Origin of the sequence: Streptomyces sp. NPDC057616, assembly GCF_042800575.1 — a bacterium.
Classification (GTDB): Bacteria; Actinomycetota; Actinomycetes; order Streptomycetales; family Streptomycetaceae; genus Streptomyces.
The window spans coordinates 173,977-199,883 of the sequence record NZ_JBHVGU010000017.1 but is presented as its reverse complement, the minus strand read 5'-3'; the positions used below and the strand labels follow the sequence as shown (position 1 = coordinate 199,883).

At 68.3% G+C, this 25,907-nt stretch carries 29 protein-coding genes and 1 tRNA gene; 18 read left to right on the top strand and 12 right to left on the bottom strand.

Annotated elements, in window-relative coordinates; translation table 11 throughout:
- Positions 1-114: 114 nt before the first annotated feature.
- The 3 genes from ACFU97_RS22860 to ACFU97_RS22850 are packed head-to-tail and all read right to left on the bottom strand — an operon-like array spanning position 115 to position 2,031.
- Entirely contained in the window at positions 115-564 is a 450-nt protein-coding gene (locus ACFU97_RS22860; RefSeq protein ID WP_384259350.1) for an NUDIX domain-containing protein, read from the bottom strand.
- A 10-nt stretch (positions 565-574) separates the two neighbouring features.
- A complete protein-coding gene (locus ACFU97_RS22855; RefSeq protein WP_384259347.1) occupies positions 575-1,240 on the bottom strand; it encodes a YdcF family protein in 666 nt (221 codons plus the stop codon).
- Between the two features lie 2 nt (positions 1,241-1,242).
- Positions 1,243-2,031 carry a GntR family transcriptional regulator gene (locus ACFU97_RS22850; RefSeq protein ID WP_384259345.1) on the bottom strand — a complete coding sequence of 263 codons (789 nt, stop codon included), beginning with the start codon at positions 2,029-2,031 and terminating at the stop codon, positions 1,243-1,245.
- Positions 2,032-2,193: 162 nt separating this feature from the next.
- Here ACFU97_RS22850 and ACFU97_RS22845 point away from each other — a divergent pair, with 162 nt between their 5' ends.
- The 12 genes from ACFU97_RS22845 to ACFU97_RS22790 all read left to right on the top strand — a co-directional run bounded on the left by ACFU97_RS22845 (position 2,194) and on the right by ACFU97_RS22790 (position 8,689).
- Complete coding sequence (locus tag ACFU97_RS22845; RefSeq protein ID WP_043433451.1) at positions 2,194-2,523, top strand: hypothetical protein; 330 nt, start codon at positions 2,194-2,196, stop codon at positions 2,521-2,523.
- 2 nt (positions 2,524-2,525) lie between these two features.
- A complete protein-coding gene (locus ACFU97_RS22840) occupies positions 2,526-3,866 on the top strand; it encodes an FtsK/SpoIIIE domain-containing protein (protein WP_384259342.1) in 1,341 nt (446 codons plus the stop codon).
- A 48-nt stretch (positions 3,867-3,914) separates the two neighbouring features.
- Positions 3,915-4,574, top strand: coding sequence for a DUF2637 domain-containing protein (locus ACFU97_RS22835; RefSeq protein WP_384259340.1), 660 nt, complete (start codon positions 3,915-3,917; stop codon positions 4,572-4,574).
- A gap of 21 nt (positions 4,575-4,595) precedes the next feature.
- Entirely contained in the window at positions 4,596-4,784 is a 189-nt protein-coding gene (locus tag ACFU97_RS22830) for a mobile element transfer protein (RefSeq protein WP_384259337.1), read from the top strand.
- A 13-nt stretch (positions 4,785-4,797) separates the two neighbouring features.
- Entirely contained in the window at positions 4,798-4,953 is a 156-nt protein-coding gene (locus ACFU97_RS22825; protein ID WP_384259335.1) for a hypothetical protein, read from the top strand.
- Positions 4,954-4,967: 14 nt separating this feature from the next.
- Positions 4,968-5,279: a SpdD protein gene (locus ACFU97_RS22820; RefSeq protein ID WP_384259333.1), complete on the top strand. Its 312-nt coding sequence runs from the start codon at positions 4,968-4,970 to the stop codon at positions 5,277-5,279.
- A gap of 1 nt (position 5,280) precedes the next feature.
- A complete protein-coding gene (locus tag ACFU97_RS22815; protein WP_384259331.1) occupies positions 5,281-5,457 on the top strand; it encodes a hypothetical protein in 177 nt (58 codons plus the stop codon).
- 93 nt (positions 5,458-5,550) lie between these two features.
- Positions 5,551-5,739 carry a hypothetical protein gene (locus ACFU97_RS22810; RefSeq protein WP_384259328.1) on the top strand — a complete coding sequence of 63 codons (189 nt, stop codon included), beginning with the start codon at positions 5,551-5,553 and terminating at the stop codon, positions 5,737-5,739.
- Complete coding sequence (locus tag ACFU97_RS22805; protein WP_384259326.1) at positions 5,739-5,945, top strand: hypothetical protein; 207 nt, start codon at positions 5,739-5,741, stop codon at positions 5,943-5,945. Before ACFU97_RS22810 ends, ACFU97_RS22805 begins: the two co-directional genes overlap by 1 nt.
- A 4-nt stretch (positions 5,946-5,949) precedes the next feature.
- A complete protein-coding gene (repSA, locus tag ACFU97_RS22800) occupies positions 5,950-7,344 on the top strand; it encodes a replication initiator protein RepSA (protein WP_384259323.1) in 1,395 nt (464 codons plus the stop codon).
- On the top strand, positions 7,341-7,532 hold the full coding sequence (locus tag ACFU97_RS22795) for a helix-turn-helix domain-containing protein (protein ID WP_384259321.1): 192 nt from the start codon (positions 7,341-7,343) through the stop codon (positions 7,530-7,532). The genes repSA and ACFU97_RS22795 overlap by 4 nt, the downstream gene beginning before the upstream one ends.
- On the top strand, positions 7,532-8,689 hold the full coding sequence (locus ACFU97_RS22790; protein ID WP_384259319.1) for a tyrosine-type recombinase/integrase: 1,158 nt from the start codon (positions 7,532-7,534) through the stop codon (positions 8,687-8,689). Before ACFU97_RS22795 ends, ACFU97_RS22790 begins: the two co-directional genes overlap by 1 nt.
- 55 nt (positions 8,690-8,744) lie before the next feature.
- Here the strand turns inward: ACFU97_RS22790 and ACFU97_RS22785 are convergent.
- From ACFU97_RS22785 to dnaA, 9 genes are all read right to left on the bottom strand, one after another.
- Positions 8,745-8,821 (bottom strand) — tRNA-Ile (locus tag ACFU97_RS22785).
- 124 nt (positions 8,822-8,945) lie between these two features.
- Positions 8,946-9,725, bottom strand: coding sequence for a DUF3566 domain-containing protein (locus tag ACFU97_RS22780; RefSeq protein ID WP_384259316.1), 780 nt, complete (start codon positions 9,723-9,725; stop codon positions 8,946-8,948).
- Between the two features lie 18 nt (positions 9,726-9,743).
- Positions 9,744-12,335 (bottom strand): DNA gyrase subunit A, encoded by a 2,592-nt coding sequence (gene gyrA, locus ACFU97_RS22775; RefSeq protein ID WP_384259314.1) that lies wholly within the window; start codon positions 12,333-12,335, stop codon positions 9,744-9,746.
- A gap of 42 nt (positions 12,336-12,377) precedes the next feature.
- Positions 12,378-14,462 (bottom strand): DNA topoisomerase (ATP-hydrolyzing) subunit B, encoded by a 2,085-nt coding sequence (gene gyrB / locus ACFU97_RS22770; protein ID WP_384259312.1) that lies wholly within the window; start codon positions 14,460-14,462, stop codon positions 12,378-12,380.
- 374 nt (positions 14,463-14,836) lie between these two features.
- Positions 14,837-15,370 carry a DUF721 domain-containing protein gene (locus ACFU97_RS22765; protein WP_384259309.1) on the bottom strand — a complete coding sequence of 178 codons (534 nt, stop codon included), beginning with the start codon at positions 15,368-15,370 and terminating at the stop codon, positions 14,837-14,839.
- Positions 15,367-16,488 carry a DNA replication/repair protein RecF gene (gene recF / locus ACFU97_RS22760; protein ID WP_384259307.1) on the bottom strand — a complete coding sequence of 374 codons (1,122 nt, stop codon included), beginning with the start codon at positions 16,486-16,488 and terminating at the stop codon, positions 15,367-15,369. The genes ACFU97_RS22765 and recF overlap by 4 nt, the downstream gene beginning before the upstream one ends.
- Positions 16,489-16,587: 99 nt before the next feature.
- Positions 16,588-17,463: a phosphogluconate dehydrogenase (NAD(+)-dependent, decarboxylating) gene (gene gnd / locus ACFU97_RS22755; protein WP_384259306.1), complete on the bottom strand. Its 876-nt coding sequence runs from the start codon at positions 17,461-17,463 to the stop codon at positions 16,588-16,590.
- A gap of 177 nt (positions 17,464-17,640) precedes the next feature.
- The gene (gene dnaN / locus ACFU97_RS22750; RefSeq protein ID WP_384259303.1) at positions 17,641-18,771 is read right to left on the bottom strand and encodes a DNA polymerase III subunit beta; all 1,131 of its coding nucleotides are present in this window, start codon (positions 18,769-18,771) and stop codon (positions 17,641-17,643) included.
- Positions 18,772-19,694: 923 nt separating this feature from the next.
- Positions 19,695-21,710, bottom strand: coding sequence for a chromosomal replication initiator protein DnaA (dnaA, locus tag ACFU97_RS22745; protein ID WP_384259301.1), 2,016 nt, complete (start codon positions 21,708-21,710; stop codon positions 19,695-19,697).
- Between the two features lie 385 nt (positions 21,711-22,095).
- Between dnaA and rpmH the strand changes: the two genes are divergently transcribed.
- The 6 genes from rpmH to rsmG all read left to right on the top strand — a co-directional run bounded on the left by rpmH (position 22,096) and on the right by rsmG (position 25,621).
- Positions 22,096-22,233, top strand: a complete 138-nt coding sequence (rpmH, locus tag ACFU97_RS22740; protein ID WP_003956500.1) for a 50S ribosomal protein L34 — start codon at positions 22,096-22,098, stop codon at positions 22,231-22,233.
- Between the two features lie 21 nt (positions 22,234-22,254).
- Entirely contained in the window at positions 22,255-22,626 is a 372-nt protein-coding gene (gene rnpA, locus ACFU97_RS22735; protein ID WP_384259298.1) for a ribonuclease P protein component, read from the top strand.
- The gene (gene yidD / locus ACFU97_RS22730) at positions 22,623-22,976 is read left to right on the top strand and encodes a membrane protein insertion efficiency factor YidD (protein ID WP_384259296.1); all 354 of its coding nucleotides are present in this window, start codon (positions 22,623-22,625) and stop codon (positions 22,974-22,976) included. The genes rnpA and yidD overlap by 4 nt, the downstream gene beginning before the upstream one ends.
- A 3-nt stretch (positions 22,977-22,979) precedes the next feature.
- Entirely contained in the window at positions 22,980-24,260 is a 1,281-nt protein-coding gene (gene yidC, locus ACFU97_RS22725) for a membrane protein insertase YidC (protein ID WP_384259294.1), read from the top strand.
- 15 nt (positions 24,261-24,275) lie between these two features.
- On the top strand, positions 24,276-24,788 hold the full coding sequence (locus ACFU97_RS22720; protein WP_384259291.1) for a protein jag: 513 nt from the start codon (positions 24,276-24,278) through the stop codon (positions 24,786-24,788).
- Positions 24,789-24,904: 116 nt separating this feature from the next.
- The gene (gene rsmG / locus ACFU97_RS22715; RefSeq protein WP_384259289.1) at positions 24,905-25,621 is read left to right on the top strand and encodes a 16S rRNA (guanine(527)-N(7))-methyltransferase RsmG; all 717 of its coding nucleotides are present in this window, start codon (positions 24,905-24,907) and stop codon (positions 25,619-25,621) included.
- Positions 25,622-25,907: the final 286 nt, after the last annotated feature.

Sequence of the window (25,907 nt, the reverse complement as noted above, 5' to 3'; positions counted from 1 at the left end):
GCAAGTCCGGCGAACACAACCGCCGGAAGATCGTCTAGGGCAGACGTCAAGCATCACCCGACGCCAACCCGTCAAGCATCAACTGAGACTCGACACGGCTCTGCCGGTCGGAGATCAACTACCGATCGGCGGTGCGAGTTTGCGGCCGTCGTGGGTTCGGATGTGTGGCGACTCGTCGTCGCGCAGAGCGTCCATGATGCGGATCGCGTAGACCTCGCTCATCGCCGCAACGGCCTCGTCCGGGGTAAACCATGCAACCGCGGTCGACTCGTCTGAGAGCTGCTCGTGACCGCCGTCGGGTCGACACCTGAACACCAGGGCGACGACACCAATGGTCATGTTCTTGTAGACGCCGGTCAGCCGCTCCACGCGCACCTTGATCCCGGTCTCCTCGAACACCTCGCGGAAGACCCCTTCTTCGACGGCTTCCGTACGCTCAAGCACCCCGCCGGGCGGCTCCCACGTGCCGTTATCGGCACGACGGATCACCAACACGCGGCCGTCTTCACGCACAACGACTCCCGCCACGGAGACCGAGTGGAGCGGGGTTGGCTGTCGTGACATGAGCCGAGTCTCAGACAGAGGGCCGGTCAGTGGTGAGAAGGCGACTGGTGAAGCCCTCGTGGCACAGTCGCTCGTAAGCCTCACGCACGTCATCCGGTACGGGCTGGCTGATCATGAACCCCTGCTCCGGGTAGATCAGCAGTCGCTGAAGTGCCCCCACAAGCATGTCAATGACCAACCGAGCGTCCTGGATGGAGTCCGCGTACTCCTCCAGCGTCATCGGAGTGGACGCGCTGACGATCTCGACTTCGGGCCATAGCTTGCGCGCCGTGGCGTACGCGCGCCTCTCCTCGTACGGCTTGCTGATGAGGAGCACAGAGGAGACGTCTACCCCAGCCTCCTCGAGCAAGGTCCTGGAGAAGCGGATGTTCTCGCCGGTGTTGCGGGCGTTCGGCTCTACGAGCACGGCAGAGCTAGGTACACCGAGTTCGAGGGCTCGTTCGCGGTAGTGGACGGCTTCACCCCGCGGCATGCGCTCGCGCGTCGTCGGGCTGGTGGCTCCAGTGAACACAAGCAGGGGAGCCATACCGCGCTTGTACAGATCCACCGCCGTGTCGGCCACACCCAGGTCATGGCTACCCAACCCGATCGCGACTGAGCACGGCCGCAGGACGTGGCCCATCTGGTGGTAGTCCCACAGCCGCCGTGCGTCGGCCCATGCCTGAGTGGAGATCATTCCTACCCCTTCTCGCCCTTCGTCGAGTCCGGCACCTTGAAGTCGTATTCCCAGGCGAAGCGCGAAGCCGCGTGCACACCAATGGCGAACTCCACCACTGTGCCAGAGGCCGTGTACGTCGTCCGATGCAGCTCAACGACTGGTTCGCCCGGCGGCAGCTGCAAGAGCTTCACTTCGTCGGCCGTGGCCGCCCTGGCGAAGATCTCCTCTTTCATGTGGTCGATCTCGTATCCCGCGTCATACAGCACCCGGAATCCGCCTCCGCGACCGGCCGGCCCCGGGGTCGGGTCCACGAGCCGGGTCCCCTCGACATGTTCGGGCCGGTAGTAACTGGTCAGGGTGTGGGTCGGCTGGTCACCTTCCTTCACCAGCCGCGCTCGCGCGTACACCTCCGCCCCCTCGGGGAGACCGTGGGCAGCGGCGACCGCTGGCGGGGCTTCCACGCGACTAACGGTCTGGGTCTGCTCGTTTCGGCGGTAGCTGCGCCCAGAGGCCACGCGGTCTGCGATGAAAGCCACCTCGTCGCCGTCGCGCCACTTCGCCTTGTCGTACCGGCCGATGCCGAGCCGCTTGAGCGGAACTCGCTGTCGCACGACGGTGCCGTGCCCGCGAGACGACGTCACCAGGCCCTCGGCTTCAAGAGCCTTATATGCCTGGTGGACGGTGGACTTGGAGCCCTCGCCTGCCGCAACTAGCTCCCTGATCTGCGGAAGCTGCTGGCCAGGCGCGTACTCACCCCTCTTGATCTGTTCAGCCAGCTTGTCGGCCAGCTCCCGCCACTTCGGCGCCATTTCACGACTCCTCTCGACGAGATAAGTCAAGCACAGTCCCAGGACTGTTGACAGTCCCAGGACTGCGTGCCACAGTCTCCCTAAGTCGCTCGCAGTCCTAGGACAGCGGGTACGGAGGGCCTTCTTTGGGCTGCTCCGAAGCATCGACTCAGGGAGCAATTCATGCCGTCGTTCAAGATCGACACTTCGACCGCTGTGGTGTTCGTCGCGACCGCGCCGGAACCGAAGATGGTCAACAAGAAGACCGGCGAGCGCGCCGTGGACCGGGAGACCAACGCGAGTCTTTCGACCGTGGGTCTGCTGGTCTCGGATGAGGGGGAGGGCAACCTCTACCAGGTGACCGTGCCGGAGACCGGTCTCCCCGAGGGGCTGGCGCCGGGCATGCCGGTCAAGGTCATCGGCCTGAAGGCGCGTGACTGGGAGAACGAGTTCAACGGCCAGAAGCGGCACGGGATCTCGTTCCGCGCGGTCGCGATCACCCCGGCGGCCTGATCATGGCCGACCTGACGACGTGGCTGGAGGCCACGGGAGCCCTGTCCGGTGCCGGTGGTCTCGGCTACGCGAAGGTCCGCGCACCGCGCGTGTACTGGTCGCTGGTCGGGATGCCGGTCACCTGGGGCCGCTTCACCCTCTCCTACCGCTCGACGATGGACGTGTGCGGGCTGACGGTTCAGCCCTCGGGACTGCGGGCGTTCTTCACCCGCAGCGTTGCCCGCCGCGAGGTCCAGCCGGTCCCGCCGAAGATCCGCCGGGTACGCGGCACCTCGACCGGACTGCGGGTCACCCTGCGGCTTCCCGCTGGCCTGGAGCCCGCCGATCTGATGGCCTCCTCGGAACGGCTCCGGCACGCCTGGGGCGTCCACTCCGTGACCGTGGTCGAGACGAAGCCCGGTTTCGTGGAACTGCGGATGACCGGCTACGACGTGCTGCGCCGGGTGAAGATGCCCCGCAAGGCCCGCCCGCACGACATGGCCGTTCCGGTCGCGGTGCGCGAGGACGGGACCGCGTTCGAGCGGGACTACCGCAAGGCACCGATGGCGCTCACCCTGGGCGCCAACCACTCCGGCAAGTCCATGTATCAGCGCAACCTGATCAAGGGGCTGGCGCAACTGCCGGTGGCCCTGGTCGGCGTCGACTGCAAGCGCGGGGTGGAACAGTCCGCCTTCGCGTCCCGCCTGTCGGCGCTGGTCACTACCCCCGACGATGCCGCCTCACTGCTCGGCGTCCTGGTTGCAGAGATGGAAGACCGCTTCGACCTGCTCAGCCGCAACGGCGTCTCGGACCTGTGGGAGCTGCCCGCAGCGCTGCGCCCGGTGCCGGTGGTCGTGCTGGTCGACGAGGTGGCGGAACTGTTCCTGATCTCCTCCAAGAAGGATGAGGAGCGCCGGGAACGGATCGTCACCGCGCTGATCCGGCTGGCGCAGATGGCCCGCGCCATCGGCATCTACCTGGAGATCTGCGGGCAGCGCTTCGGCTCCGACCTGGGCAAGGGCGCCACCATGCTCCGCGCCCAGCTCACCGGCCGCGTGGTGCACCGCGTCAACGACAAGCAGACCGCCGAAATGGGCCTGGCGGACGTGGCCCCGGACGCGGTCCCGGCCGCGAGCCTGATCCCGATGAACCGTCCCGGAACCGCTGTCGCGGCGGACTCCTCCGGCGGCTGGTCGAAGATCCGCACGCCGAACACCTCGCGCGATGAAGTCGTGGCGGTCTGCCGGGAGTTCGCCCACCTGGTCCCGGATCTCTCCTTCCTCGACCCGTTCCGCCCCTTCGTGCCTGCTCCCGACCCGGCGGCGGGTCCGTCGCTGGTCAAGCCCCGCCCGGTCACTGAGTAGCACCCGCTACCGCCCATGGCCCGACTCCCCTGAAGGGAGGTGCACCGCATGTCCCGCTCGATCCGCGTTGATGCCGTGCTCGTCCAGGCCGTCATCGCTGGCGCGCTGTCCTTCGCCCACCTGCACGACCTGGCTGAAGCCGCTGGACAGACCGGCTGGAAAGCATGGGCCTACCCGGTCTCCGTCGACCTGCTTCTGGTCGCCGCCTGGCGCCGACTACGCACGGCCCGCCGCGACCGCTCCGCCTGGATCTGGTTCGTCATCGCCCTGTTCGCGTCTCTCGGTGCGAACATCGCCACCGCCGGACTCCTCGACCTGGCCCAGGTGCCCGCCTGGCTGTGCATTCTCGTGGCTGGCTGGCCCGCTCTGGCCTTCCTCGGCGGAACCCTCCTGGTCCACTCACCCGACAGCCCGGCTGGTCCTGCACAGGCTGTGGACGAGGTGGCAACGCCAGAAGTCGAGACCCACCGCACCGACGCCCCCGTCCCGGACCCCGCCCCGGCCGTGCCCGAGCTGACTCCTGCACCGCCACAGCCCACGCCACGCGCGCCCGCGGTTCCGGCCGCGCTGCTCGATCACGCTCGCAAGATCGCCGACTCCCACCGCGCCGCGACGGGCTCGCCGATGCCCGCCGACGCCCTATCTGCCCGGCTCCAACTGCCCGCCCCGATGGTCGACGCCATCGCCGCCGAACTCCAACTCGCCTGATCAGGAAGGGAGAAACCGCCCGTGACCGCCTACCGCCGCTTCCGCAACGTGATCCGTATCGGCCCTGTACAGGTCGCCACCGCCTACGACGGCCGTGGCCGCGACAAGCACACCGCCGCCTGCACTGCGCCGGGCTGCGGCTTCGCCGCCGACTACGACACCCGCGCTGGCGCCGAACTCTCCGCCCGCACCCACCGCTGCAAGGCCTGACAGGAGATCCGTCATGGACGTCCCGCTCTGGCTCGCCCTGCTCGTCGTCGGATGCCTCGGCGTCAAGCTCGCCCGCCCGCCGTGGTGGCTGGTCGCCGTGCTCCTGGTCGGCGGCTACCTCGCCGCCGGAAGCGTCCTCGCCCCCGCCCTCGGCACCGTCCTCAAGTAGAAGGGACCCGCCCCATGTTCACGCCCAAGTACCCGCCCCAGGACACCGCACCGCCCGCCACGGCCACCGTGCCGGCCAACCACACCCCGGCATCCATCCAGCCGACGGTCCCGGCCCCGGTTGCGGCGGCCCCGGTCTCGAACCGGCCGACCGTCCAGCTCACCCCCGGCACCACGCTCGTCCTGGTCGGCGGCGGCACCGCCGTGGTCCTCGTCGTCGGCGCCGTGCTGGTCTCCATGCTCCTCGCGGTCGCCATCACCGGCATGTCTGTCGCCGTGACCGCCGTCGTTCTCCGCTCGCTCCTCAACCAGGAAAGGAAGCACTGACATGGGCCTCTTCAGCAAGCGTCCCCCGGTCGACGCCAATCAGCAGGAACGGGAGATCCAGGCGGCCAAGCGGCAGGGCAGCGCGGAACTCAACGCGATCCGTGACCGCCTCTCCGACGGCACCGCCACCGACGGCGACAAGCGGATCTTCCGCAAGGTCACCGGCGTCAAGCTCTAAACGGCCCCCGGGGCGGCTCTCTCGCCAAAGAACCGCCGCCCCGGACGCCTGCACCTCTTCCAGATCCAACGGACCCGAAAGGGACGCCTCATCATGCCCCAGCACGCCCCGAACACGCCCGTCTGCCGCGACTGCGACGGCTTCCCCGTCGTCGCCATCACCACCGGCACCCGGCACGCCACCGGCACCCGCATCACCCTCCGCGTCACCTGCCCCGCTTGCCAGGGCACCGGCCACTCCGCCCGCGCCCTGGCCGTGCGCACGCAGGCGGTGAGCGTCTGATGCCCCGCCGCTGGAGCCTCGGCGTCGACCGCACCCACTACGAGGGGATCGACGGCGACTACGACCGGCTGAAGAAGACCGCCAAGGCCCACAGTCGCCACGACAGCGGCAAGCTGCCGATGTCTGGCCCTCGGCCCTCCAAGGAGCAGTCCGGCCCGTCCAGCAGCACCGCCAGCACGCCGCAGAAGCGCCGTTGGGGCCGGTGATCACGTGACCGACACCGCCACTCTGGCGGGCCTCGATGCGGCCACCCTCGGCGATGTGCTGAGGGTGGCCAATCAGGCCGACTTCGACCGCTGGCAAGAGCAGATCCGCCGTACCGGCGGCTGCTCGGACCCGATCCGCCTGATCGGCGGCACCAAGACGATCGATCCGGCGACGAAGACGGTGCTGCACGCGTACTCCACAGACACCGAGCCGGGCGGCATGCTCCGCATCGCCTGCGGCAACCGCCGTGCCTCCCGCTGCCCGGCCTGCGCCTGGACCTACGCCGGAGACACCTACCACCTCATCCGCGCCGGACTGGCCGGTGACCCGGACAAGGGCACCCCGCACACCATCCGGGACCACCCGCGCGTCTTTGCCACCCTCACCGCGCCCTCGTTCGGCCCGGTCCACAACCGGCCCGACACCGGCCGCTGCCGCTGCGGCACCCGGCACGCGGAGGACGCGCCCGAACTCGGCACCCCGCTCGATCCCGAGGCGTACGACTACGCGGGCGCGGTGCTGTGGAACAACCACGCGTCCGACCTGTGGCGCTACTTCACGATCTACCTGCGCCGTGAGATCGCCAAGCGGGCCGGACTCACGCAGAAGGACGCGCGGGAACAGTCCCGGGTCTCCTTCGGCAAGGTCGCCGAGTACCAAAAGCGCGGGGCCGTGCACTTCCACGCGGTGATCCGCTTCGACGGACCCGACGGACCCGATGACGCGCCCCCGGCCTGGGCCACCCTCGAACTCCTCACCGACGCCATCATCGCCGCCGTCGAACGCGTCGCCATCGACGTACCCCCGGCCGGTGACCAGCCCGCCCGCACGCTGCGCTGGGGCGTCAAGTTCGACGTCCGGCCGATCCTTGCCTTCGGAGACGACAAGGAGATCACCGAACAGAAGGTCGCCGCCTACGTCGCCAAGTACGCCACCAAGGCCGCCGAGACCACCGGCGCCGTAGACCGGCGGATCGGCAACAAAGAGGCCCTGGTCCTGCTCGACGTGCCCGACCACCCCGCCCGACTCATCGCGGCCTGCCTCGACCTCCACGCCCTCTACCCGGACCGCAAGCTGCGGGACTGGGCTCACATGCTCGGCTTCCGCGGCCACTTCTCCACCAAGTCCCGCCGCTACTCCACCACGCTCGGCGCCCTGCGGCAGGTCCGCGCCCTCTACCGCGCCGCCCAACAACGCGAAGCGCTCGGCCTGCCCGACCCGGACGACAACCCGGAAGCAACCACGCTCACCCTCGCCCACTGGACCTACGCCGGACACGGCCACACCCCCGGCGAATCCTGGCTCGCCGCCAACATCCACCGCGACATCCAGCTCAACCGCGAGATCGCACGTGAAGAACTGCCCGCTCAACTCACCTTGGAAGGAGCCGCCGCATGACTACCGCCGCCCCTGTCGAGCTGCTGACCGTGGGAGAGGTCATGCGGCAGCTCAAGGTAGGCCGAACCAAGGTCTACGACCTGATTCGCACGCACCGTCTGGTCTCAATCAAGGTCGACGGCTGCCGCCGTATCCCGTCTGACGCAGTGCAGGACTTCATCCGCCGGCATATCGGGGAGGCAGCCTGATGGCCAAGCGTCGACCCAACGGCGGTGGCACGATCGCCAAGCGCAAGGACGGCCGTTACCAGGGCGCTGCCTACGTCACCGACACCGACGGAAATCGCGTCCGGAAGTACGTCTACGGATCCACCTGGGACGAGGCGAACGAGAAGCTCGGCAAGCTGCAGGACCAGGAGCGCAACGGCGTCCCGGTGCCTTCCCGGTCCTGGACGGTCGGCGAGTGGCTGGCTTACTGGCTGGAGCACATCGTGGAGCCGGAACGAGAGCACAACACGTACGTCAAGTACGAGTCCAAGGTCCGGCTGTACCTCCTGCCGCACCTGGGCAAGAAGTCGTTGGTCAAGCTCACGCCCGCCCAGATCCGTGCCTTCATGGCCGTGTTGAAGCGCGAGGACGTCGGCGCCTCCGCACGGTTTGAGGTGCTGCGGGTGCTCCGTAACGCGCTCAACCGGGCCATCCGTGAGGAGCTGCTGACGCGTAACGTCGCGCTCCTGGTCGACATGCCCAAGGTCACCAAGGACAAGGGCACGGCGTGGAACGCCCGCGAGGCCATCATGTTCCTGCGGGCGGCACGCGCTCACCGCCTCTACGCGGCCCTGGTCCTGGTCCTCGTGCTCGGCCTGCGTCGCAGTGAGCTGCTGGGCCTGCGCTGGCAGGACGTCGACTTCGAGGCGCGGCACTTCACCCCGGTCAAGCAGGTGCAGCGCGTCAAGGGAGTCGGACTGGTCCTCAAAGACCTCAAGACGGAGTCGTCCCAGGCGGTGCTCCCGCTTCCGGAGTTCTGCGCCCGAGCCCTGGAGGAGCGTCGGGAGCTGCAAGGGCTGGAACGGAAGATCGCGGGTGAGCACTGGTCCCAGGAGCCGGGCCATGACCTGATCTTCTCGTCGGAGCACGGCGGCATGATCGACCCGGTGGGCTTCTCGCGGACCTTCGACCGTCTGGTGAAGCGCGCCTGTGTGCGGCGCATCACGGTCCGGCTCGCCCGGCACACCTGCGGCACCCTGCTCGCCTTCCTGAAGGTGCATCCCAAGGTCGCTCAGGCGATCCTCCGGCACAGCCAGATCAGCATGACCATGGACGTCTACACGCACGTGGTGGGCGACAGCGAGCGAGAAGCGGTGGGCATGCTCGCCGAGCTTCTGGAAGATCCACTCATCGGCTGATGTCAGCCGTGGATGTCAAAGACCCCCAACCATGATCGGTTGGGGGTCTTCGTGCTGGTGGGGCTAACAGGATTTGAACCTGTGGCCTCATCCTTATCAGGGATGCGCTCTAACCAACTGAGCTATAGCCCCGCCGCGCTCTGCGGTGTACGTCCCGCGCGCTGACCCCTGAAGATTAGCGCACGACGTGCGCAGTCCCAAAATCGGTTGTCCGGGGGCCGGCGCAGGAGGTTTGAAGCGGCTGTCGGAGTGAAGGTCACTCGTCCTCGGCGAGCGTCAGCTCGACACCGCCGACGAAGCCCGCGGAGAGGTTGTAGATGAACGCGCCGAGGGTCGCGAGCGCCGTCGCGAGGACGACGTCGATGACCGCGATGATCGACGTGAACATCAGGACATGCGGAAGCGACAGGAAGGACTGCAGGTCGAAGCCGTTCGACTCGTTGGAGCCGGTCGCCTCGGAGATCGTGCCGCCGACCGTCGAGAAGACGCCCATCGCGTCCATCACCATCCACAGCACGGCGGACGCGACGATCGTGCAGATACCCAGCGCGATGGAGAGCAGGAAGCTCACCTTCATGACCGACCACGGGTCGGCCTTCGCCACGCGCAGACGCGCCTTACGGATGCGGGGCGTGGTGCGCGCGCCGGTGCGCGGCCGCCGTACGGCGCCGGCCGGGCCCGGGGCCTGCTGGTTCTGGTAGGCCTGCGGCGGGTGGTAGGGCCCGGCGGGCTGCTGCTGCGACTGCCGCTCCCCGGGGAGCGGGGAGGCCGCCTGCTGCGCCGCGGGCTGGGCACCCGGTGCGGCCGGGCCCGCTCCAGCCTCGTACTGCTGGGTCTGCGGGCCTCGGGAGTCCGTCACAGTTCCCCCCTGGGATCCATGAGTGTCGGGCGAGGACGAGTCCTCGGTGCCGGCGTCGATCTTGCGCAGCTGAGTGGTGTGCGGATCCGCCGCACGCGCGGCGGAGCCACGGCCGCCGCCGTCCGCATCCGTACCAGTTGAGGTACCGGCAGATCCGGCGCCCGTGGCTCCGCTCACGATGACTCACTCCTCGTGCTACTCGGCCGAGGGCGCCTCACCCTCGTCCGTGCCGGTGTCCGCGGCACCCTCGGCGGCCTCGTCCACGGCATCGCCGTCGACCTCCTCCGCCTCACGTCCCGCCTCGGCGTTACGAGCGATGCCGACCACGGCATCGCGCTTGCCCAGGTTGATCAGTTGGACGCCCATGGTGTCACGGCCCGTCTCCCTGACCTCGTTGACTCGCGTACGAATCACACCGCCCGACAGCGTGATGGCGAGGATCTCGTCGGCCTCCTCGACCACCAGAGCGCCGACGAGCGATCCGCGGTCCTCCACGATCTTGGCGGCCTTGATACCGAGGCCGCCGCGACCCTGGACGCGGTACTCGTCGACGTTGGTCCGCTTCGCGTACCCGCCGTCTGTGGCAGTGAACACGAACGTACCGGGTCGAACAACATTCATCGACAGAAGTTCGTCGCCCTCACGGAAACTCATGCCCTTGACACCCGAGGTGGCACGGCCCATGGGCCGGAGGCTGTCGTCCGTGGCGGTGAACCTGATCGATTGGGCCTTCTTGCTGATCAGAAGCAGATCGTCATCGGCCGAAACGAGTTCGGCGCCGATCAGTTCGTCGTCGGAACCATCCTCCATCTCACGGAGGTTGATCGCGATGACGCCGCCGGAACGCGGCGAATCGTAATCCTTCAGAGGCGTCTTCTTGACCAGGCCGCCCTTGGTGGCGAGGACCAGGTACGGCACCGCCTCGTAGTCGCGGATGGCGAGGATCTCGGCGATCGCCTCGTCCGGCTGGAAGGCCAGCAGGTTGGCGACGTGCTGGCCGCGGGCGTCCCGGCCGGCGTCGGGCAGCTCGTAGGCCTTCGCGCGGTACACGCGGCCCTTGTTGGTGAAGAACAGCAGCCAGTGGTGGGTGGTGGAGACGAAGAAGTGGTCGACGATGTCGTCTTCCTTCAGCTTCGTCCCGCGCACGCCCTTGCCGCCGCGCTTCTGCGCCCGGTAGTCGACGGTCTTGGTGCGCTTGACGTAACCGCCACGCGAGACCGTGACGACGATGTCCTCCTCGGCGATCAGGTCCTCGATGGACATGTCGCCGTCGAAGGGCACCAGCATCGTCTTGCGGTCGTCGCCGTACTTCTCGACGATCGCGGCCAGCTCGGCGCTGACGATGCCGCGCTGGCGGACCGGGGAGGCCAGGATCTCGTTGTACTCGGTGATCTTCGCCTGGAGCTCGTCGTGCTCCTGGACGATCTTCTGGCGCTCCAGGGCGGCCAGTCGGCGCAGCTGCATCTCGAGGATGGCGTTCGCCTGGATCTCGTCGATCTCCAGGAGGCCCATCAGGCCCGTACGCGCGATCTCGACGGTCTCACTGCGCCGGATCAGCGCGATGACCTCGTCGATGGCGTCCAGGGCCTTCAGCAGGCCGCGCAGGATGTGCGCACGCTCCTCGGCCTTGCGCAGCCGGAAGCGCGTACGGCGGACGATGACCTCGATCTGGTGCGTCACCCAGTGGCGGATGAACGCGTCGAGCGAGAGGGTGCGCGGGACACCGTCGACGAGCGCCAGCATGTTGGCGCCGAAGTTCGTCTGCAGGTCCGTGTGCTTGTAGAGGTTGTTCAGGACGACCTTGGCGACCGCGTCCCGCTTGAGCACGATGACCAGGCGCTGGCCGGTGCGCGAGGAGGTCTCGTCGCGGACGTCCGCGATGCCGCCGATCTTGCCGTCCTTCACCAGGTCGGCGATCTTCTGCGCGAGGTTGTCGGGGTTGACCTGGTAGGGCAGCTCCGTGACCACCAGGCACTGACGGTTCTGGATCTCCTCGACCTCGACGACCGCGCGCATGGTGATCGAGCCACGGCCGGTGCGGTACGCCTCCTCGATGCCCTTGCGGCCGACCACGAGCGCGCCGGTCGGGAAGTCCGGGCCCTTGATGCGCTCGATGAGCGCGTCCAGGAGCTCCTCGTGCGAGGCCTCCGGGTTCTCCAGGTACCACTGGGCGCCGGCCGCGACCTCGCGCAGGTTGTGCGGCGGGATGTTGGTCGCCATGCCGACCGCGATACCGGCCGAGCCGTTGATCAGCAGGTTCGGGAAGCGGGCGGGCAGGACGGTCGGCTCCTGGGAGCGGCCGTCGTAGTTGTCCGTGAAGTCGACGGTCTCCTCGTCGATGTCACGGACCATCTCCATCGACAGCGGCGCCATCTTGCACTCGGTGTAGCGCATGGCCGCCGCCGGGTCGTTGCCCGGAGAGCCGAAGTTGCCGTTGGAGTCCACCAGCGGCATCCGCATCGACCACGGCTGCGCGAGGCGGACCAGCGCGTCGTAGATCGAACTGTCGCCGTGCGGGTGGTAGTTGCCCATGACGTCGCCGACCACGCGCGCGCACTTGTAGAAGCCGCGCTCGGGGCGGTAGCCGCCGTCGTACATCGCGTACAGGACGCGGCGGTGGACGGGCTTGAGACCGTCCCGGACGTCGGGCAGCGCACGCGAGACGATGACGGACATCGCGTAGTCGAGGTACGAGCGCTGCATCTCCGTCTCGAGCCCGACGGGCTCGATGCGCATCGCGAGGTCGCCGCCCTCTTCAGGGGTGACGGGAGTGTTCTCGTCGGCCATTGCTGGTGAAGATCCTTCCTGGTGCGGTCAGCTGAGACCGACTCAGATGTCGAGGAACCGGACGTCCTTGGCGTTGCGCTGGATGAACTGGCGCCGGGCCTCGACGTCCTCGCCCATCAGGACCGAGAACAGGTCGTCGGCCTGGGCGGCGTCGTCGAGGGTGACCTGGCCGAGGACGCGGTGCTCCTGGTCCATGGTGGTCACGCGCAGCTCCTCGGCGTTCATCTCGCCGAGACCCTTGAAGCGCTGGATGGAGTCCTCGCGCACGCGCTTGCCGCGCTGGCGGCCCATCTCCAGCAGCGCGTCGCGCTCGCGGTCGGAGTAGGCGTACTCGACCTCGTCCCGGCCCCACTTGATCTTGTAGAGCGGCGGACGGGACAGGAAGACGTGCCCGGCCTCGACCAGCGGCCGCATGAAGCGGAACAGGAAGGTCAGCAGCAGGGTGTTGATGTGCTGGCCGTCGACGTCGGCGTCCGCCATCAGGATGATCTTGTGATAGCGGAGCTTCTCGATGTCGAAGTCCTCGTGCACACCCGTGCCGAAGGCGGAGATGAGCGCCTGGATCTCCTGGTTCTGCAGGATCTTGTCGATCCTGGCCTTCTCCACGTTCAGGATCTTGCCGCGGATGGGGAGGATCGCCTGGTACTGCGGGTTGCGACCGGACTTGGCCGAGCCGCCGGCGGAGTCACCCTCGACGATGAAGATCTCGCACTTGGTGGGGTCGTTGGACTGGCAGTCCGACAGCTTGCCCGGCAGCGACGCCGACTCCAGCAGGCCCTTGCGGCGGGTCAGGTCGCGGGCCTTGCGGGCCGCCACGCGCGCGGTGGCCGCCTGGATGCCCTTGCGGATGATGTCCGCGGCCTCGTTCGGGTTGCGGTCCAGCCAGTCGTTGAGGTGCTCGTAGACCGCCCGCTGCACGAAGGTCTTGGCCTCCGTGTTGCCCAGCTTGGTCTTCGTCTGGCCCTCGAACTGCGGCTCGCTCAGCTTGACCGAGATGATCGCGGTCAGACCCTCACGGATGTCGTCACCGGTGAGGTTGTCGTCCTTCTCGCGCAGCAGCTTCTTGTCGCGCGCGTACTTGTTGATGAGGCTCGTGAGGGCCGCGCGGAAGCCCTCCTCGTGCGTACCGCCCTCGTGCGTGTGGATGATGTTGGCGAAGGAGTACACGCCCTCGCTGTAACCGCTGTTCCACTGCATCGCGACCTCGAGGGACAGGCTCTTGTCCTTGTCCTCCGCCTCGAGATCGATGACGGTGTTGTGAACCACGTCCCCCTTGCGGGAGTTGAGGTACTTCACGAAGTCGACGATGCCGCCTTCGTAGTGGTACGTGACGGTCTTGACCTCGTCCTTCTCGTCCGCACCCGCCTCGTCCGCACCGCTGGTGGCCTTCGCCGACTCGCGCTCGTCGGTGAGTTTGATCGTCAAACCCTTGTTGAGGAACGCCATCTCCTGGAAGCGCCGCGACAGCGTCTCGAAGGAGTACTCGGTGGTCTCGAAGATGTCCGGGTCGGCCCAGAAGGTGACCGAGGTGCCGGTCACGTCGGTGGCCTCGTGCTGGGCGAGCGGCGCCGTGGGGACGCCCATCTTGTAGTCCTGCGTCCAGCGGTGGCCGTCGGTCTTGACCTCGACGGCGACCTTCGCCGACAGCGCGTTGACGACCGAGACGCCCACGCCGTGCAGACCACCGGAGACCGCGTAGCCGCCACCGCCGAACTTGCCGCCCGCGTGCAGCACGGTCAGCACGACCTCGAGGGCGGGCTTGCCCTCGGAGGCGACGATGCCCACCGGGATGCCGCGGCCGTTGTCGACGACGCGGACGCCGCCGTCGGCCAGGATCGTCACGTCGATGGTGTCCGCGTGGCCGGCCAGCGCCTCGTCGACGGAGTTGTCGACCACCTCGTACACGAGGTGGTGCAGTCCCCGCTCACCGGTGGAGCCGATGTACATACCGGGGCGCTTGCGGACCGCGTCCAGGCCTTCGAGGACGGTGATGGCGCTGGCGTCGTACGAGGCGGTGACCTCGCCGTTCGACGAGGTCACCGCGCCGTTCTCGCCGGCGTCGGTGGACGGGATGTTCTCGTTGGGGTTGCCGGAATCGGCCACGAAGCGCCCTTTCTGGCACAGCACGAGCCAGGCTCGTCGGCGGGTTGCCGGAGCGGCTGCGGCATGTTGCGTTGGTAAGCCTTGTTCAGCGTTGCTCAGCTTTTCCCGGACGGTCCCCACGAGTGGGGCGGGATTAGCTTCCAGTCTACCGGTAGCGCCGACAGTGATGGGGGTTTGCCGGTACCTGAGTCCGCATGTGCCGCCCTCAACCGGCGTCTTCCGGGTCCCCATATGCGGAGCAGGGCTCCAAGAGGCTCACAGCGGCACTCAGCGCTTCCGACTGTCAACCCATGGCTACTTGGGAGTCAGGTACCGATTCGCACCCGCACGCGCCCGTGCAACGAAGCGGCCGCCGGCACCCGGTGGAGGGCGTCGACGGCCTGTGGATGTGAGGTCTGTCACCCATACGTGTCGCCGGGTCCGGTGCTGCCGGGGGCACGCAGGGGACCGTAGCGACGGGCGGGGCCGGCGGGGCCGTTCACCTTGATCATCTTCACCGCGCCGTGCCCCAGGTCCTCGTTGAGGCGGGCGACGAGCGTCGGGGCGAGCAGGCGCAGATTCGTCGCCCAGGCCGTGGAGTCGCAGCGCACGACGAGCACCCGCTCGTCCTCGTCGTACTTCTCCGGCTCGCAGTGCTTGGCCACGTCCTCGCCGACGATCTGCGGCCAGCGGCCCATCACGCCGCCCACCGCCGCCGGGGTCTCCCAGCCGCGCTCGGTGAGGAGGCGGTTGATCGCAGCGCCCAGCGCCATGGGGTCGCGCCCGTCGGCGCGCGCGCCGGAGCGCAGGCCGCCGCGCCGCGCCTGCTTCTTCTGCTGCGCCGCGTCCCCACGCGCGCGTGCCTGTTCCTTCGCCGCCCTGAGCGCCACGCGCGCGAGGTCGACGCCGGAGGGCTCGGCGGGCTTCTTGGGGGCAGGGTCCTCGTTCGTCATACGCGCTCCACCGTCCCGTCCGACACGGAGTACCGCGTCCCGGTCAGTACATGCGGTACGTCGTCGTCGACGGCGGCCGTCACCAGCACCTGCTCGCCGGGGGCGACCAGTTCCGCGAGCCGCTCGCGGCGGCGGGTGTCGAGCTCGGCGAAGACGTCGTCGAGAACGAGCACCGGTTCGTTGCCCTCGGCCCGCAGCAGGTCGTAGGAGGCCAGCCGCAGGGCCAGCGCGTACGACCAGGACTCCCCGTGGGAGGCGTACCCCTTGGCGGGCAACTGGCCGAGTTTGAGCAGCAGATCGTCCCGATGAGGGCCTACGAGGGTCACGCCCCGCTCGATCTCCTGCTTGCGCGCCTCCACGAGCGCGGCCGTCAGCTGCTCGTAGAGGTCCTCGCGCGTGTGCGCCTCGCCGGGGGCTGACGGCTTGTACTCCAGGGCCACCGGGCCGCCGCCCGGGGCCAGTTGCTCGTACGCCTTGTCGGCCAGCGGCTGGATCGCGGCGATCAGGTCGAGGCGCTGGGCGAGCAACTCGGCGCCCGCGCGCGCGAGATGCTGGTCCCAGACGTCGAGCGTGGACAGGTCCATCGAGCGGCCGCCGTGGCGGCGGGCCAGCGCGGCCGACTTCAGCAGCGTGTTGCGCTGCTTGAGGACCCGCTCGTAGTCGGAGCGCACGCCGGCCATGCGCGGGGACCGGGCGGTGACCAGCTCGTCGAGGAAGCGGCGCCGCTCGCCGGGATCGCCCTTGACCAGGGCCAGGTCCTCGGGCGCGAACAGCACGGTCCGTACGATGCCCAGCACGTCACGGGGCCTGACCTGCGAGGACCTGTTGATACGGGCGCGGTTGGCCTTGCCGGGGTTCAGCTCCAGCTCGACGAGCTGCTGCCGGTCGCCCTGCCTGACCTGCGCCCGGATGACGGCGCGGTCGGCACCCATGCGCACCAGGGGGGCGTCGGAGGCCACGCGGTGGCTGCCGAGGGTGGCGAGATAGCCGACGGCCTCGACGAGGTTGGTCTTGCCCTGGCCGTTGGGGCCGACGAAGGCGGTGACGCCCGGGTCGAGCGGAACCTCGACCCGGGCGTACGAGCGGAAGTCGGCCAGCGACAGATGCGTGACGTGCATGGTCGTTCGCCGACCTCCCCCTGCGCTCTCGATCCGTGGCCGGGCGGCCGGCGGATCTGTGGATTTCTTCTCGTCCTGTGGATTACTTCGTCCTGCGGATCACTTGGTGGTGACCGCGTGGCCGCCGAACTGGTTGCGCAGCGCCGCGACCATCTTCATCTGCGGCGAGTCCTCCTGCCGCGAGGAGAACCGTGCGAAGAGCGAGGCCGTGATCGCGGGCAGCGGCACGGCGTGGTCGATCGCGGCTTCCACAGTCCAGCGTCCCTCACCGGAGTCCTGTGCAAAACCCTTCAGCCTGTCGAGGTGCTCGTCCTCGTCGAGGGCGTTCACCGCGAGGTCCAGCAGCCAGGAGCGGATGACGGTGCCCTCCTGCCAGGAGCGGAAGACCTCGCGCACGTCCGTGACGGAGTCGGCCTTCTCCAGCAGCTCCCAGCCCTCGGCGTAGGCCTGCATCATCGCGTACTCGATGCCGTTGTGGACCATCTTCGCGAAGTGGCCCGCGCCGACCTTGCCGGCGTGCACCGCGCCGAACGTCCCCTCGGGCTTGAGGGCGTCGAAGACCGGCTGCACCTTGGCGACGTGCTCCGCGTCGCCGCCGTACATCAGCGCGTAGCCGTTCTCCAGGCCCCAGACGCCGCCCGAGACGCCGCAGTCGACGAAGCCGATGCCCTTGGCGGCGAGCTCCTCCGCGTGCTTCTCGTCGTCCGTCCAGCGGGAGTTCCCGCCGTCCACCACGACGTCGCCCGGCTCCAGGAGCTCGGCCAGCTCGTCGATCGTGGACTGGGTGGGCGCACCGGCCGGGACCATCACCCAGACCACGCGCGGGCCGCTGAGCTTGCCCACAAGGTCGGCGAGGCTGTGGACATCGGCAAGGTCCGGGTTGCGGTCGTATCCGACGACGGTGTGGCCCGCGCGGCGGATCCGCTCGCGCATGTTGCCGCCCATCTTGCCGAGGCCGACGAGACCGAGCTCCATCAGTTGTTCCTTAGGTTGCTGTGTGGCGTGTGGGGCACGTTCGTACCTGTGTCCGAGCCTAAACCCGGACCCTCGCGCACAGCTGTGGGCATACGCGCTCAAACGTACGGTCCCACCTGCGGGTTTCCCCAGGACCGTGGAGTTTCCTCCACGGCCTGTGGACAGCTTCCCGGTGCCTCAGCCGCTCAGCCGCACCGGCATGATCAGGTACTTGTAGGCCTCGTCCGCCTCCGCGTCCAGAGCGGGCTTGCCGCTCAGCAGCGCGGGCTTGGTGGACGTCGTGAACGACAGCTGGGCCACCGGGGAGTCGATGGCGCTCAGGCCGTCCAGCAGGAAGGTCGGGTTGAAGGCGATCGAGACGTCGTCGCCCTCCAGCTGGGCGTCGACCCTCTCCACAGCCTGTGCGTCGTCGCTGGAACCGGCCTCCAGGATCAGCACGCCCTGCTCGAAGCTCAGCCGCACCGGGGTGTTGCGCTCGGCGACCAGGGCCACACGCTTGACGGCCTCCACGAAGGGGGCGGTCTCGATCACGGCGACGGAGTTGAATTCGGTCGGGAACAGCGAGCGGTACTTCGGGAGGTCGCCCTCGAGCAGGCGGGTGGTCGTCCGGCGGCCCGCGCCCTCGAAACCGATCAGGCCCTCGCCCGCGCCCGAGCCGGAGAGCGCCAGGATGACGCTGTCGCCGCTCGTGAGCGCCTTGGCGGTGTCCAGGAGCGTCTTGGCGGGCACCAGGGCGACCGCGGACGTCTCGGGGTTCTCCGGCTTCCACAGGAACTCGCGGACCGCGAAGCGGTAGCGGTCGGTGGAGGCCAGCGTGACGGTGTCGCCCTCGATCTCGATGCGCACACCGGTCAGCACGGGCAGCGTGTCGTCACGGCCCGCGGCGATGGCCACCTGGGCGGCGGCCGAGGCGAAGACCTCACCGGGGACGGTGCCGGTGGCGGTCGGCATCTGCGGCAGTGCCGGGTACTCCTCCACAGGCAGGGTGTGGAGTGTGAATCGCGAGGAGCCGCAGACCACGGTCGCCCGTACACCGTCTGTGGAAATCTCCACCGGGCGGTTGGGGAGGGCGCGGCAGATGTCGGCGAGCAGCCGGCCTGAGACGAGGACGGTGCCCTCCTCCTCGACCTCCGCCTCCACCGACACGCGTGCGGAGACCTCGTAGTCGAAGCTGGAGAGGCTGAGAGCGCCGTCCTCGGCCTTCAGCAGGAGGCCGGCGAGGACAGGCGCCGGCGGACGGGCCGGGAGGCTGCGTGCCGCCCAGGCCACGGCCTCCGCGAGTACGTCGCGTTCCACCCGGATCTTCACTGTTGCCGCCTCCTGCTGTTGCCGGCGCTTCTCGCCCTGCCTGGCTTCGTCGTCTGTCTCGGTGTCGTCGGTCCCTGTGAGGGGAAGAACACCGGGGACCAGTCTGACGCACGGCACTGACAGTAGGTGCCTCTCGGGGTCAAGTCGTGACGAGGGGCAGCCGGGCACCGGACAGCGAGTTGTGCACAGCCCCCTCTTCGAAACGAACTTCTCGCTCTCTCTAGTTGGGAGTAGTAGTAGGGGCTGTGGAAACCGTGGATAACTCCGTTTTCCCAGCTCAGAGGCGAGATTTTGTCCACGGGCCCTGTGGGCGGAGACGGTGGACAACTCCGGGGTGCTGTGGAGAACAGGAAGTTCTGCACACCCCGTGCACAGCCTGAGGCGACTTCTCCCCAGCGCCGTCCCCAGCTTTACCCACCTTTCCCACAGCCCAACCCGGCACCTTCATGTGACGGCTTTCACTCGACACGGTGATCAGGCGCGTCACGTTGCCGAACAGTGGACAGTGATGTGGAGAAGGTGCTGATCTCTGGGGACAACCGCCCTCAGCCTGTGGGTTGCCGGTGGACAACTTCGTGCACAGCTTGTGGATCACGCGGCTGTCCACAGTCTGTGGAGATCCTTCGTCCACGAATCCACAACCACCTGACCTGGGTTGATAGTTCTTCAACAGGCGGCCTGTGGACGGCGATCTGGACAACTTCGCAGTCCCCAGGATGTGGACGGGAAAAAGTACCGCGATCTGTGGAGAGAGGCCGTAACCCGGCAGGTAATCGAACAACGGACACGGCACGGACACCGCGGACACGGCACGGACACCGCCGCCACAGCGCCGCGGCCGGCGCCGGGCACGAGGAAAGGGCGCCTCCGGAAGTCCTCCGGAGGCGCCCTCGTGACGTCTGTGAGACGTGTCCCTGCGGCTCTCAGCCGTTCTTGATGCGGTTGGTCAGCTCGGTCACCTGGTTGTAGATGGAACGCCGCTCGGCCATCAGATTGCGGATCTTGCGGTCCGCGTGCATCACCGTGGTGTGGTCGCGGCCGCCGAACAGCGCGCCGATCTTCGGCAGCGAGAGGTCCGTCAGCTCCCGGCACAGATACATGGCGATCTGCCGGGCCGTCACCAGCGCGCGGCCGCGCGAGGTGCCGCACAGGTCCTCGACGGTGAGGCCGAAGTAGTCGGCGGTCGCGCTCATGATGGCCGTGGACGTGATCTCGGGCGCCGAGTCCTCGCCGCCGGGGATCAGATCCTTGAGGACGATCTCCGTGAGGCCGAGGTCCACCGGCTGCCGGTTGAGCGAGGCGAACGCCGTCACCCGGATCAGCGCGCCCTCCAGCTCGCGGATGTTGCGCGAGATCCGGGAGGCGATGAACTCCAGTACCTCCGGCGGGGCGTTGAGCTGTTCCTGCACCGCCTTCTTGCGGAGGATCGCGATACGCGTCTCCAGTTCCGGCGGCTGGACGTCGGTGATCAGACCCCACTCGAAACGGTTCCGCAGCCGGTCCTCCAGCGTGACCAGCTGCTTGGGCGGCCGGTCGCTGGAGAGCACGATCTGCTTGTTGGCGTTGTGGAGCGTGTTGAAGGTGTGGAAGAACTCCTCCTGCGTCGACTCCTTGTCCGCCAGGAACTGGATGTCGTCGACGAGCAGGATGTCCATCTCGCGGTAGCGCTTGCGAAAGCTGTCGCCCTTGCCGTCGCGGATGGAGTTGATGAACTCGTTGGTGAACTCCTCCGAGCTCACGTACCGCACGCGCGTGCCCGGGTAGAGGCTGCGCGCGTAGTGCCCGATCGCGTGCAGCAGGTGCGTCTTGCCGAGCCCCGACTCCCCGTAGATGAACAGGGGGTTGTACGCCTTCGCCGGCGCCTCGGCGACGGCCACCGCGGCCGCGTGCGCGAAGCGGTTGGAGGCGCCGATGACGAACGTGTCGAAGAGGTACTTGGGGTTCAGCCGCGCGGTGGGCTCACCGGGGCCGGGCGCCGGCGCGGGCTGAGCGGCCAGCGGGCCGGGCGCGCCACTGGCGGGCAGGTTGGGTCCGACCGGTCCGCCCCGGTGCACGTGCCCGGTGCCGGACCGCTGCTCGGGCAGTTCCCGGCGCGCGTCGCGCTGGTCGTAGTCCGGGCGGGGCTGGTCGTAGTCCGGACGCTGCTTCTCGTAGTCGGGGCGCTGCGCGTCGTAGGGCGTGCGCTCCATCGACTGCGGGCGGTAGTCCTGGGACGGCGGTGCGTACGAATCCTGGGACGGGGGCCCGTAGGAGTCCTGGCTGGACGGGCCGTACGAGTCCTGGCCCGAGGAGCCGTACGAGTCCTGGGCGGACGCCCCGTAGGAGTCCTGCCGCGGCGATGCGTACGGGTCCCGCTCGGGGAAGCCGAGACGCTGCTGCTGCCAGCTGTACTCGTCCTGGGACGGGCGCGGCCAGGAGCCGGGCTCGGGGCGCTGGTACTCCGAGGGGTACGCCGGACGCGCGGTGGGGAGCTGCTCGCCGCGGTCCCCGCGCTCCCCGCGGGGAGCGGGCAGCTGGTCGTCGGGGAGCTGCTCCGGTCGGCCTGTCCGGTGCTCGTCGGCGCGGTGGCGGCCGTAGCCCTCGTACTGCCCGGACGACGGGAGTTCCGGCTCCTCGTAGCGCGGCTGGGAGCGGGGCGGGGCCGGCGGGGCGGGTGGCTCGCCCGCGGAGTCGTCGACGGTGATCGCGATACGGATCGGCCGGCCGCACTCGCGGCTCAGCGTCTCGCTGACGATCGGTGCGAGGCGGCCTTCGAGCACGCCCTTGGCGAACTCGTTCGGCACGGCGAGCAGTGCGGTGTCGGCTACCAGCGCAAGCGGCTGGCAGCGGCGGATCCAGTGTTCGTCCTTGGTCTCGACACCCTGCCCGCGGCCCTCACCGAGAAGTTGCTCGAGTACTCGTGGCCACACTGCGGCAAGATCGGCAGGTACGTCAGCCACAGGGCACGCTCTCTCACGGGTCCCACGAACGTGTGGTTGTGGGACGGGTAGGGATTGAAATGGGGTGGAGCCCAAAAAGAAGGGATCACAGGAACGAATCGGAGTTCAGCCACGGTAGTCAGGGCGACCCGTGCGGTTCAAGTTGTTGTCCCCAGCCTGTGGATAGTGTCTCTCAGTGACCGCTGGTTTGACCGGATGGCGTAGCCCCGCGTACCGTAACCAGGTCGAGTTGTCGATGGCTGCTGCCGCCTGCCTCCGATGGGCACAGATCGCGTCAGGTGATCGGGAAGCGGTGCACTCGGGCGTAACTGCGAGCTACTCGTGGGCGCACGGTGACAGCCAGCACGGCACCCGCCACCACCGATTTGATTTCTGGAGCCCCCGAGTGAGCAAGCGCACCTTCCAGCCGAACAACCGTCGTCGCGCCAAGACCCACGGCTTCCGGCTGCGTATGCGCACCCGTGCCGGCCGCGCGATTCTCGCGTCCCGCCGCAGCAAGGGTCGCGCCCGTCTGTCCGCCTGATCCCGGTCAGGTCATGCCGTCGTGCTGCCCACCGAGAACCGGCTGAGGCGGCGCGAGGACTTCGCGACCGCGGTACGACGAGGGCGCCGGGCAGGCCGCCCGTCCCTCGTCGTCCATCTTCGTAGCGGTGCCACGGACCCGCACGCGCCTGGGGAGAGCGCTCCCCCGACGCGTGCGGGTTTCGTCGTGAGCAAAGCCGTGGGCGGGGCGGTCGTACGCAACAAGGTCAAGCGCAGACTGCGTCATCTGATGCGGGACCGATTGGCCCAGTTGCCCCCCGGTAGCCTGGTAGTCGTACGAGCGCTGCCCGGTGCGGGCGACGCCGACCATGCACAACTGGCCCGAGACCTGGATGCCGCCATCGAGCGGCTGCTGGGAGGGGGCGCGCGATGAAGTACCCGCTGCTGGCTCTGATCAAGCTCTACCAGTGGACGATCAGTCCTCTGCTGGGGCCGGTGTGCAAGTACTACCCGTCGTGTTCCCACTACGGCTACACGGCCATCGACCGGCATGGTGCGATCAAGGGCACGGCACTCACAGCCTGGCGCATCCTTCGGTGCAATCCGTGGTCGCTGGGCGGCGTGGACCATGTCCCGCCGCGCAAGCGCCCGCGGTGGCACGAAATGCTGCGCAACACCTGGCGTGCACGCAAGGGCGGGTCCTCCGCCGCCGAATCGGCCACCGAAGGCAGCGGTCCTTCGAGCCCGGCCGCAGAGACCTCGTCCCATGTCCAAGGAGCATGATTAGTGGACACGATTGCCAGCCTCTTCAGCTTCATCACGACACCCGTTTCCTGGGTCATCGTCCAGTTCCACTCCGTGTACGGGAAGATCTTCGGCCCCGACACGGGCTGGGCCTGGGGCCTGTCCATCGTGTCCCTGGTGATTCTGATTCGTATCTGCCTGATCCCGCTCTTCGTGAAGCAGATCAAGGCGACCCGGGCCATGCAGACGCTGCAGCCCGAGATGAAGAAGATCCAGGAGCGCTACAAGAGCGACAAGCAGCGCCAGTCCGAAGAGATGATGAAGCTGTACAAGGAGACGGGTACCAACCCGCTCTCCTCGTGCCTTCCCATCCTGGCGCAGTCCCCGTTCTTCTTCGCCCTGTACCACGTGCTCAACGGCATCGCGACGGGCAAGACGATCGGCGTCATCGACGATCAGCTGCTCGCCAGCGCGCGTAAGGCGCACATCTTCGGCGCCCCGCTTGCCGCGAAGTTCACGGACAGCGCGGACAAGGTCGCCCAGCTCGGCGCCACCCTGACGGACGTCCGGGTCGTCACCGCCATCATGATCGTCCTGATGTCGGCGTCGCAGTTCTACACGCAGCGCCAGCTGATGACGAAGAACGTCGACACCACGGTGAAGACGCCGTTCATGCAGCAGCAGAAGATGCTGATGTACGTCTTCCCGGTCATGTTCGCCGTCTTCGGCATCAACTTCCCGGTCGGTGTCCTCGTCTACTGGCTGACCACCAACGTGTGGACCATGGGCCAGCAGATGTACGTCATCCACAACAACCCGACCCCGGGTTCGAAGGCCCAGGCCGCCTACCTGGAGCGCCTGACCAAGCACGTCACGCACCACGGCAAGACCCGCCGGCGCAGCGAGCGCACGATCATCAAGGCGATCGTCGCCAAGGGCCGTGACCGCAACGAGTTCGAGCGCAAGTTCATCAACGCCCTGAACAAGGCGGGCCTCGCGGCTCAGACCGACGGCGCCGTGGTGAAGAGCGACAACGCCGCCGCTGCCCAGACCGTGGCCGAGGACGGTACGCCGACGACCGGAGCCGCCCCGAAGCGCCAGCAACCCAAGCGCCAGTCGAAGTCCCAGCGCCAGTCGGGCACCGCCAAGCCGGCCGGCTCCGGAACTCCGACGTCGCTGAGCAAGTCCGACGAGCCCGAGGACGCCAAGCCGGAGTCCGCTGCCAAGAAGAACACTTCGCAGCCCGGCGGCAGCGCTCGCAGCAAGGCCCAGTCCGGGCAGCGCAAGGGCCCGCAGCGCCCCAAGTCCCCGTCCAAGAAGTAAGAAGGAGCCCATCCCGTGACGGAAGGCACCACCTCCGCTGCTGCCGAGGGTGCAGACACCCTGTCCCGCCTGGAGCAGGAGGGCGAGATCGCGGCGGACTACCTCGAGGGTCTGCTGGACATCGCCGATCTCGACGGCGACATCGACATGGACGTCGAGGCCGACCGCGCCGCTGTCTCGATCATCAGCGACGCCGGCGGCCGAGACCTGCAGAAGCTGGTCGGCCGTGACGGCGAGGTGCTGGAGGCCCTCCAGGAGCTCACGCGACTGGCCGTGCACCGGGAGACCGGCGACCGCAGCCGGCTGATGCTGGACATCGCCGGCTACCGCGCCAAGAAGCGCGCCGAGCTCTCCGAGCTGGGCGCCAAGGCGGCCGCCGACGTCAAGAACACCGGCGAGCCGGTGAAGCTGAAGCCGATGACGCCGTTCGAGCGCAAGGTCGTGCACGACGCGGTCAAGGCCGCGGGACTGCGCAGCGAGTCCGAGGGCGAGGAGCCGCAGCGCTTCGTCGTCGTGCTGCCCGCCTGATCGGTTCGTACGTTCTCCGGCCCCGTCTGTAGCGCAGACGGGGCCGAACTTTGTCAGCCTGATAGTTCTGGTGGTCGGCGCCGCGAGCGTCGATGCGGTACGGAAGGACGGTCCCCGTGACGGAGGCAGCGGAGCTTCCCCCCGCGCCCGAGCAGGCGCGTGAGGTGTTCGGCGATCGCTTCGCGGACGCGGTCCGCTATGCGGAGCTGCTCGCTGAGGCGGGCGTGCAGCGCGGTCTGATCGGGCCGCGCGAGGTGCCTCGCCTGTGGGAGAGGCACCTGCTGAACTGTGCGGTGCTGTCCGAGGTCGTGCCCGAGGGCGTGACCGTGTGCGACGTCGGCTCGGGCGCCGGTCTGCCGGGCATCCCTCTGGCCCTCGTCCGTGAGGACCTGAAGATCACGCTGCTGGAGCCCCTGCTGCGGCGGACGAACTTCCTCACCGAGGTCGTGGAGCTGCTGGGCCTGGACCATGTGACGGTCGTGCGCGGCCGTGCGGAGGAGGTCCTGGGCAAGATCCCGACGGTCCACGTGGTGACGGCACGTGCCGTGGCGCCGCTGGACCGTCTGGCTACCTGGGGCATCCCGTTGCTGCGGCCGTACGGCGAGATGCTCGCGCTCAAGGGCGACACCGCCGAGGAGGAGCTGAAGAGCGCGGCCACGGCGCTGAGCAAGCTCGGTGCCGTGGAGACCTCGATCCTCCATGTGGGCGAAGGAGTGGTCGATCCGCTGTCCACGGTGGTGCGGGTCGAAGTCGGGGAGAGCCCGGGTGGTGTCCGCTTCGCCGCGAAGAAGGCCAAGGCAGCTCGCGCCGGGCGTGTACGACGCCGCCGCTGATCCGGCCTGACGACGAGACGTACTCCACACAAGCTGCCAAACCTACACACGCCGGAGTGTCGCGACAGTTCGGCCACTGTGGCTGTGCATCGTGTTTCACGTGAAACGTCGCTCACTGCTGCACGGCATCATCAGTCGCGGCCGCGCCGCGGCCGAACCCCGCGACCGCAAGCCTCTTGGTTCACTTGAAGAGGCGCCCACCGGTGGCGCTCGAGCCCCCGGAAGGGGCACGGAGTTGTCCACAGAGGTGGATTTCTCCACAGAAGAACAGGCCTCACTGGTTCGC

What these genes read in the sequence shown, in the direction of transcription:
- ACFU97_RS22860 (WP_384259350.1), bottom strand. Translation starts at nt 564, where the DNA reads ATGTCACGACAGCCAACCCCGCTCCACTCGGTCTCCGTGGCGGGAGTC.
- ACFU97_RS22765 (WP_384259309.1), bottom strand. Translation starts at nt 15,370, where the DNA reads ATGACGAACGAGGACCCTGCCCCCAAGAAGCCCGCCGAGCCCTCCGGC.
- ACFU97_RS22820 (WP_384259333.1), top strand. Translation starts at nt 4,968, where the DNA reads ATGTTCACGCCCAAGTACCCGCCCCAGGACACCGCACCGCCCGCCACG.
- ACFU97_RS22845 (WP_043433451.1), top strand. Translation starts at nt 2,194, where the DNA reads ATGCCGTCGTTCAAGATCGACACTTCGACCGCTGTGGTGTTCGTCGCG.
- ACFU97_RS22815 (WP_384259331.1), top strand. Translation starts at nt 5,281, where the DNA reads ATGGGCCTCTTCAGCAAGCGTCCCCCGGTCGACGCCAATCAGCAGGAA.
- ACFU97_RS22850 (WP_384259345.1), bottom strand. Translation starts at nt 2,031, where the DNA reads ATGGCGCCGAAGTGGCGGGAGCTGGCCGACAAGCTGGCTGAACAGATC.
- ACFU97_RS22805 (WP_384259326.1), top strand. Translation starts at nt 5,739, where the DNA reads ATGCCCCGCCGCTGGAGCCTCGGCGTCGACCGCACCCACTACGAGGGG.
- ACFU97_RS22790 (WP_384259319.1), top strand. Translation starts at nt 7,532, where the DNA reads ATGGCCAAGCGTCGACCCAACGGCGGTGGCACGATCGCCAAGCGCAAG.
- recF (WP_384259307.1), bottom strand. Translation starts at nt 16,488, where the DNA reads ATGCACGTCACGCATCTGTCGCTGGCCGACTTCCGCTCGTACGCCCGG.
- ACFU97_RS22810 (WP_384259328.1), top strand. Translation starts at nt 5,551, where the DNA reads ATGCCCCAGCACGCCCCGAACACGCCCGTCTGCCGCGACTGCGACGGC.
- ACFU97_RS22835 (WP_384259340.1), top strand. Translation starts at nt 3,915, where the DNA reads ATGTCCCGCTCGATCCGCGTTGATGCCGTGCTCGTCCAGGCCGTCATC.
- ACFU97_RS22795 (WP_384259321.1), top strand. Translation starts at nt 7,341, where the DNA reads ATGACTACCGCCGCCCCTGTCGAGCTGCTGACCGTGGGAGAGGTCATG.
- gnd (WP_384259306.1), bottom strand. Translation starts at nt 17,463, where the DNA reads ATGGAGCTCGGTCTCGTCGGCCTCGGCAAGATGGGCGGCAACATGCGC.
- gyrA (WP_384259314.1), bottom strand. Translation starts at nt 12,335, where the DNA reads ATGGCCGACGAGAACACTCCCGTCACCCCTGAAGAGGGCGGCGACCTC.
- ACFU97_RS22840 (WP_384259342.1), top strand. Translation starts at nt 2,526, where the DNA reads ATGGCCGACCTGACGACGTGGCTGGAGGCCACGGGAGCCCTGTCCGGT.
- ACFU97_RS22855 (WP_384259347.1), bottom strand. Translation starts at nt 1,240, where the DNA reads ATGATCTCCACTCAGGCATGGGCCGACGCACGGCGGCTGTGGGACTAC.
- yidD (WP_384259296.1), top strand. Translation starts at nt 22,623, where the DNA reads ATGAAGTACCCGCTGCTGGCTCTGATCAAGCTCTACCAGTGGACGATC.
- ACFU97_RS22825 (WP_384259335.1), top strand. Translation starts at nt 4,798, where the DNA reads ATGGACGTCCCGCTCTGGCTCGCCCTGCTCGTCGTCGGATGCCTCGGC.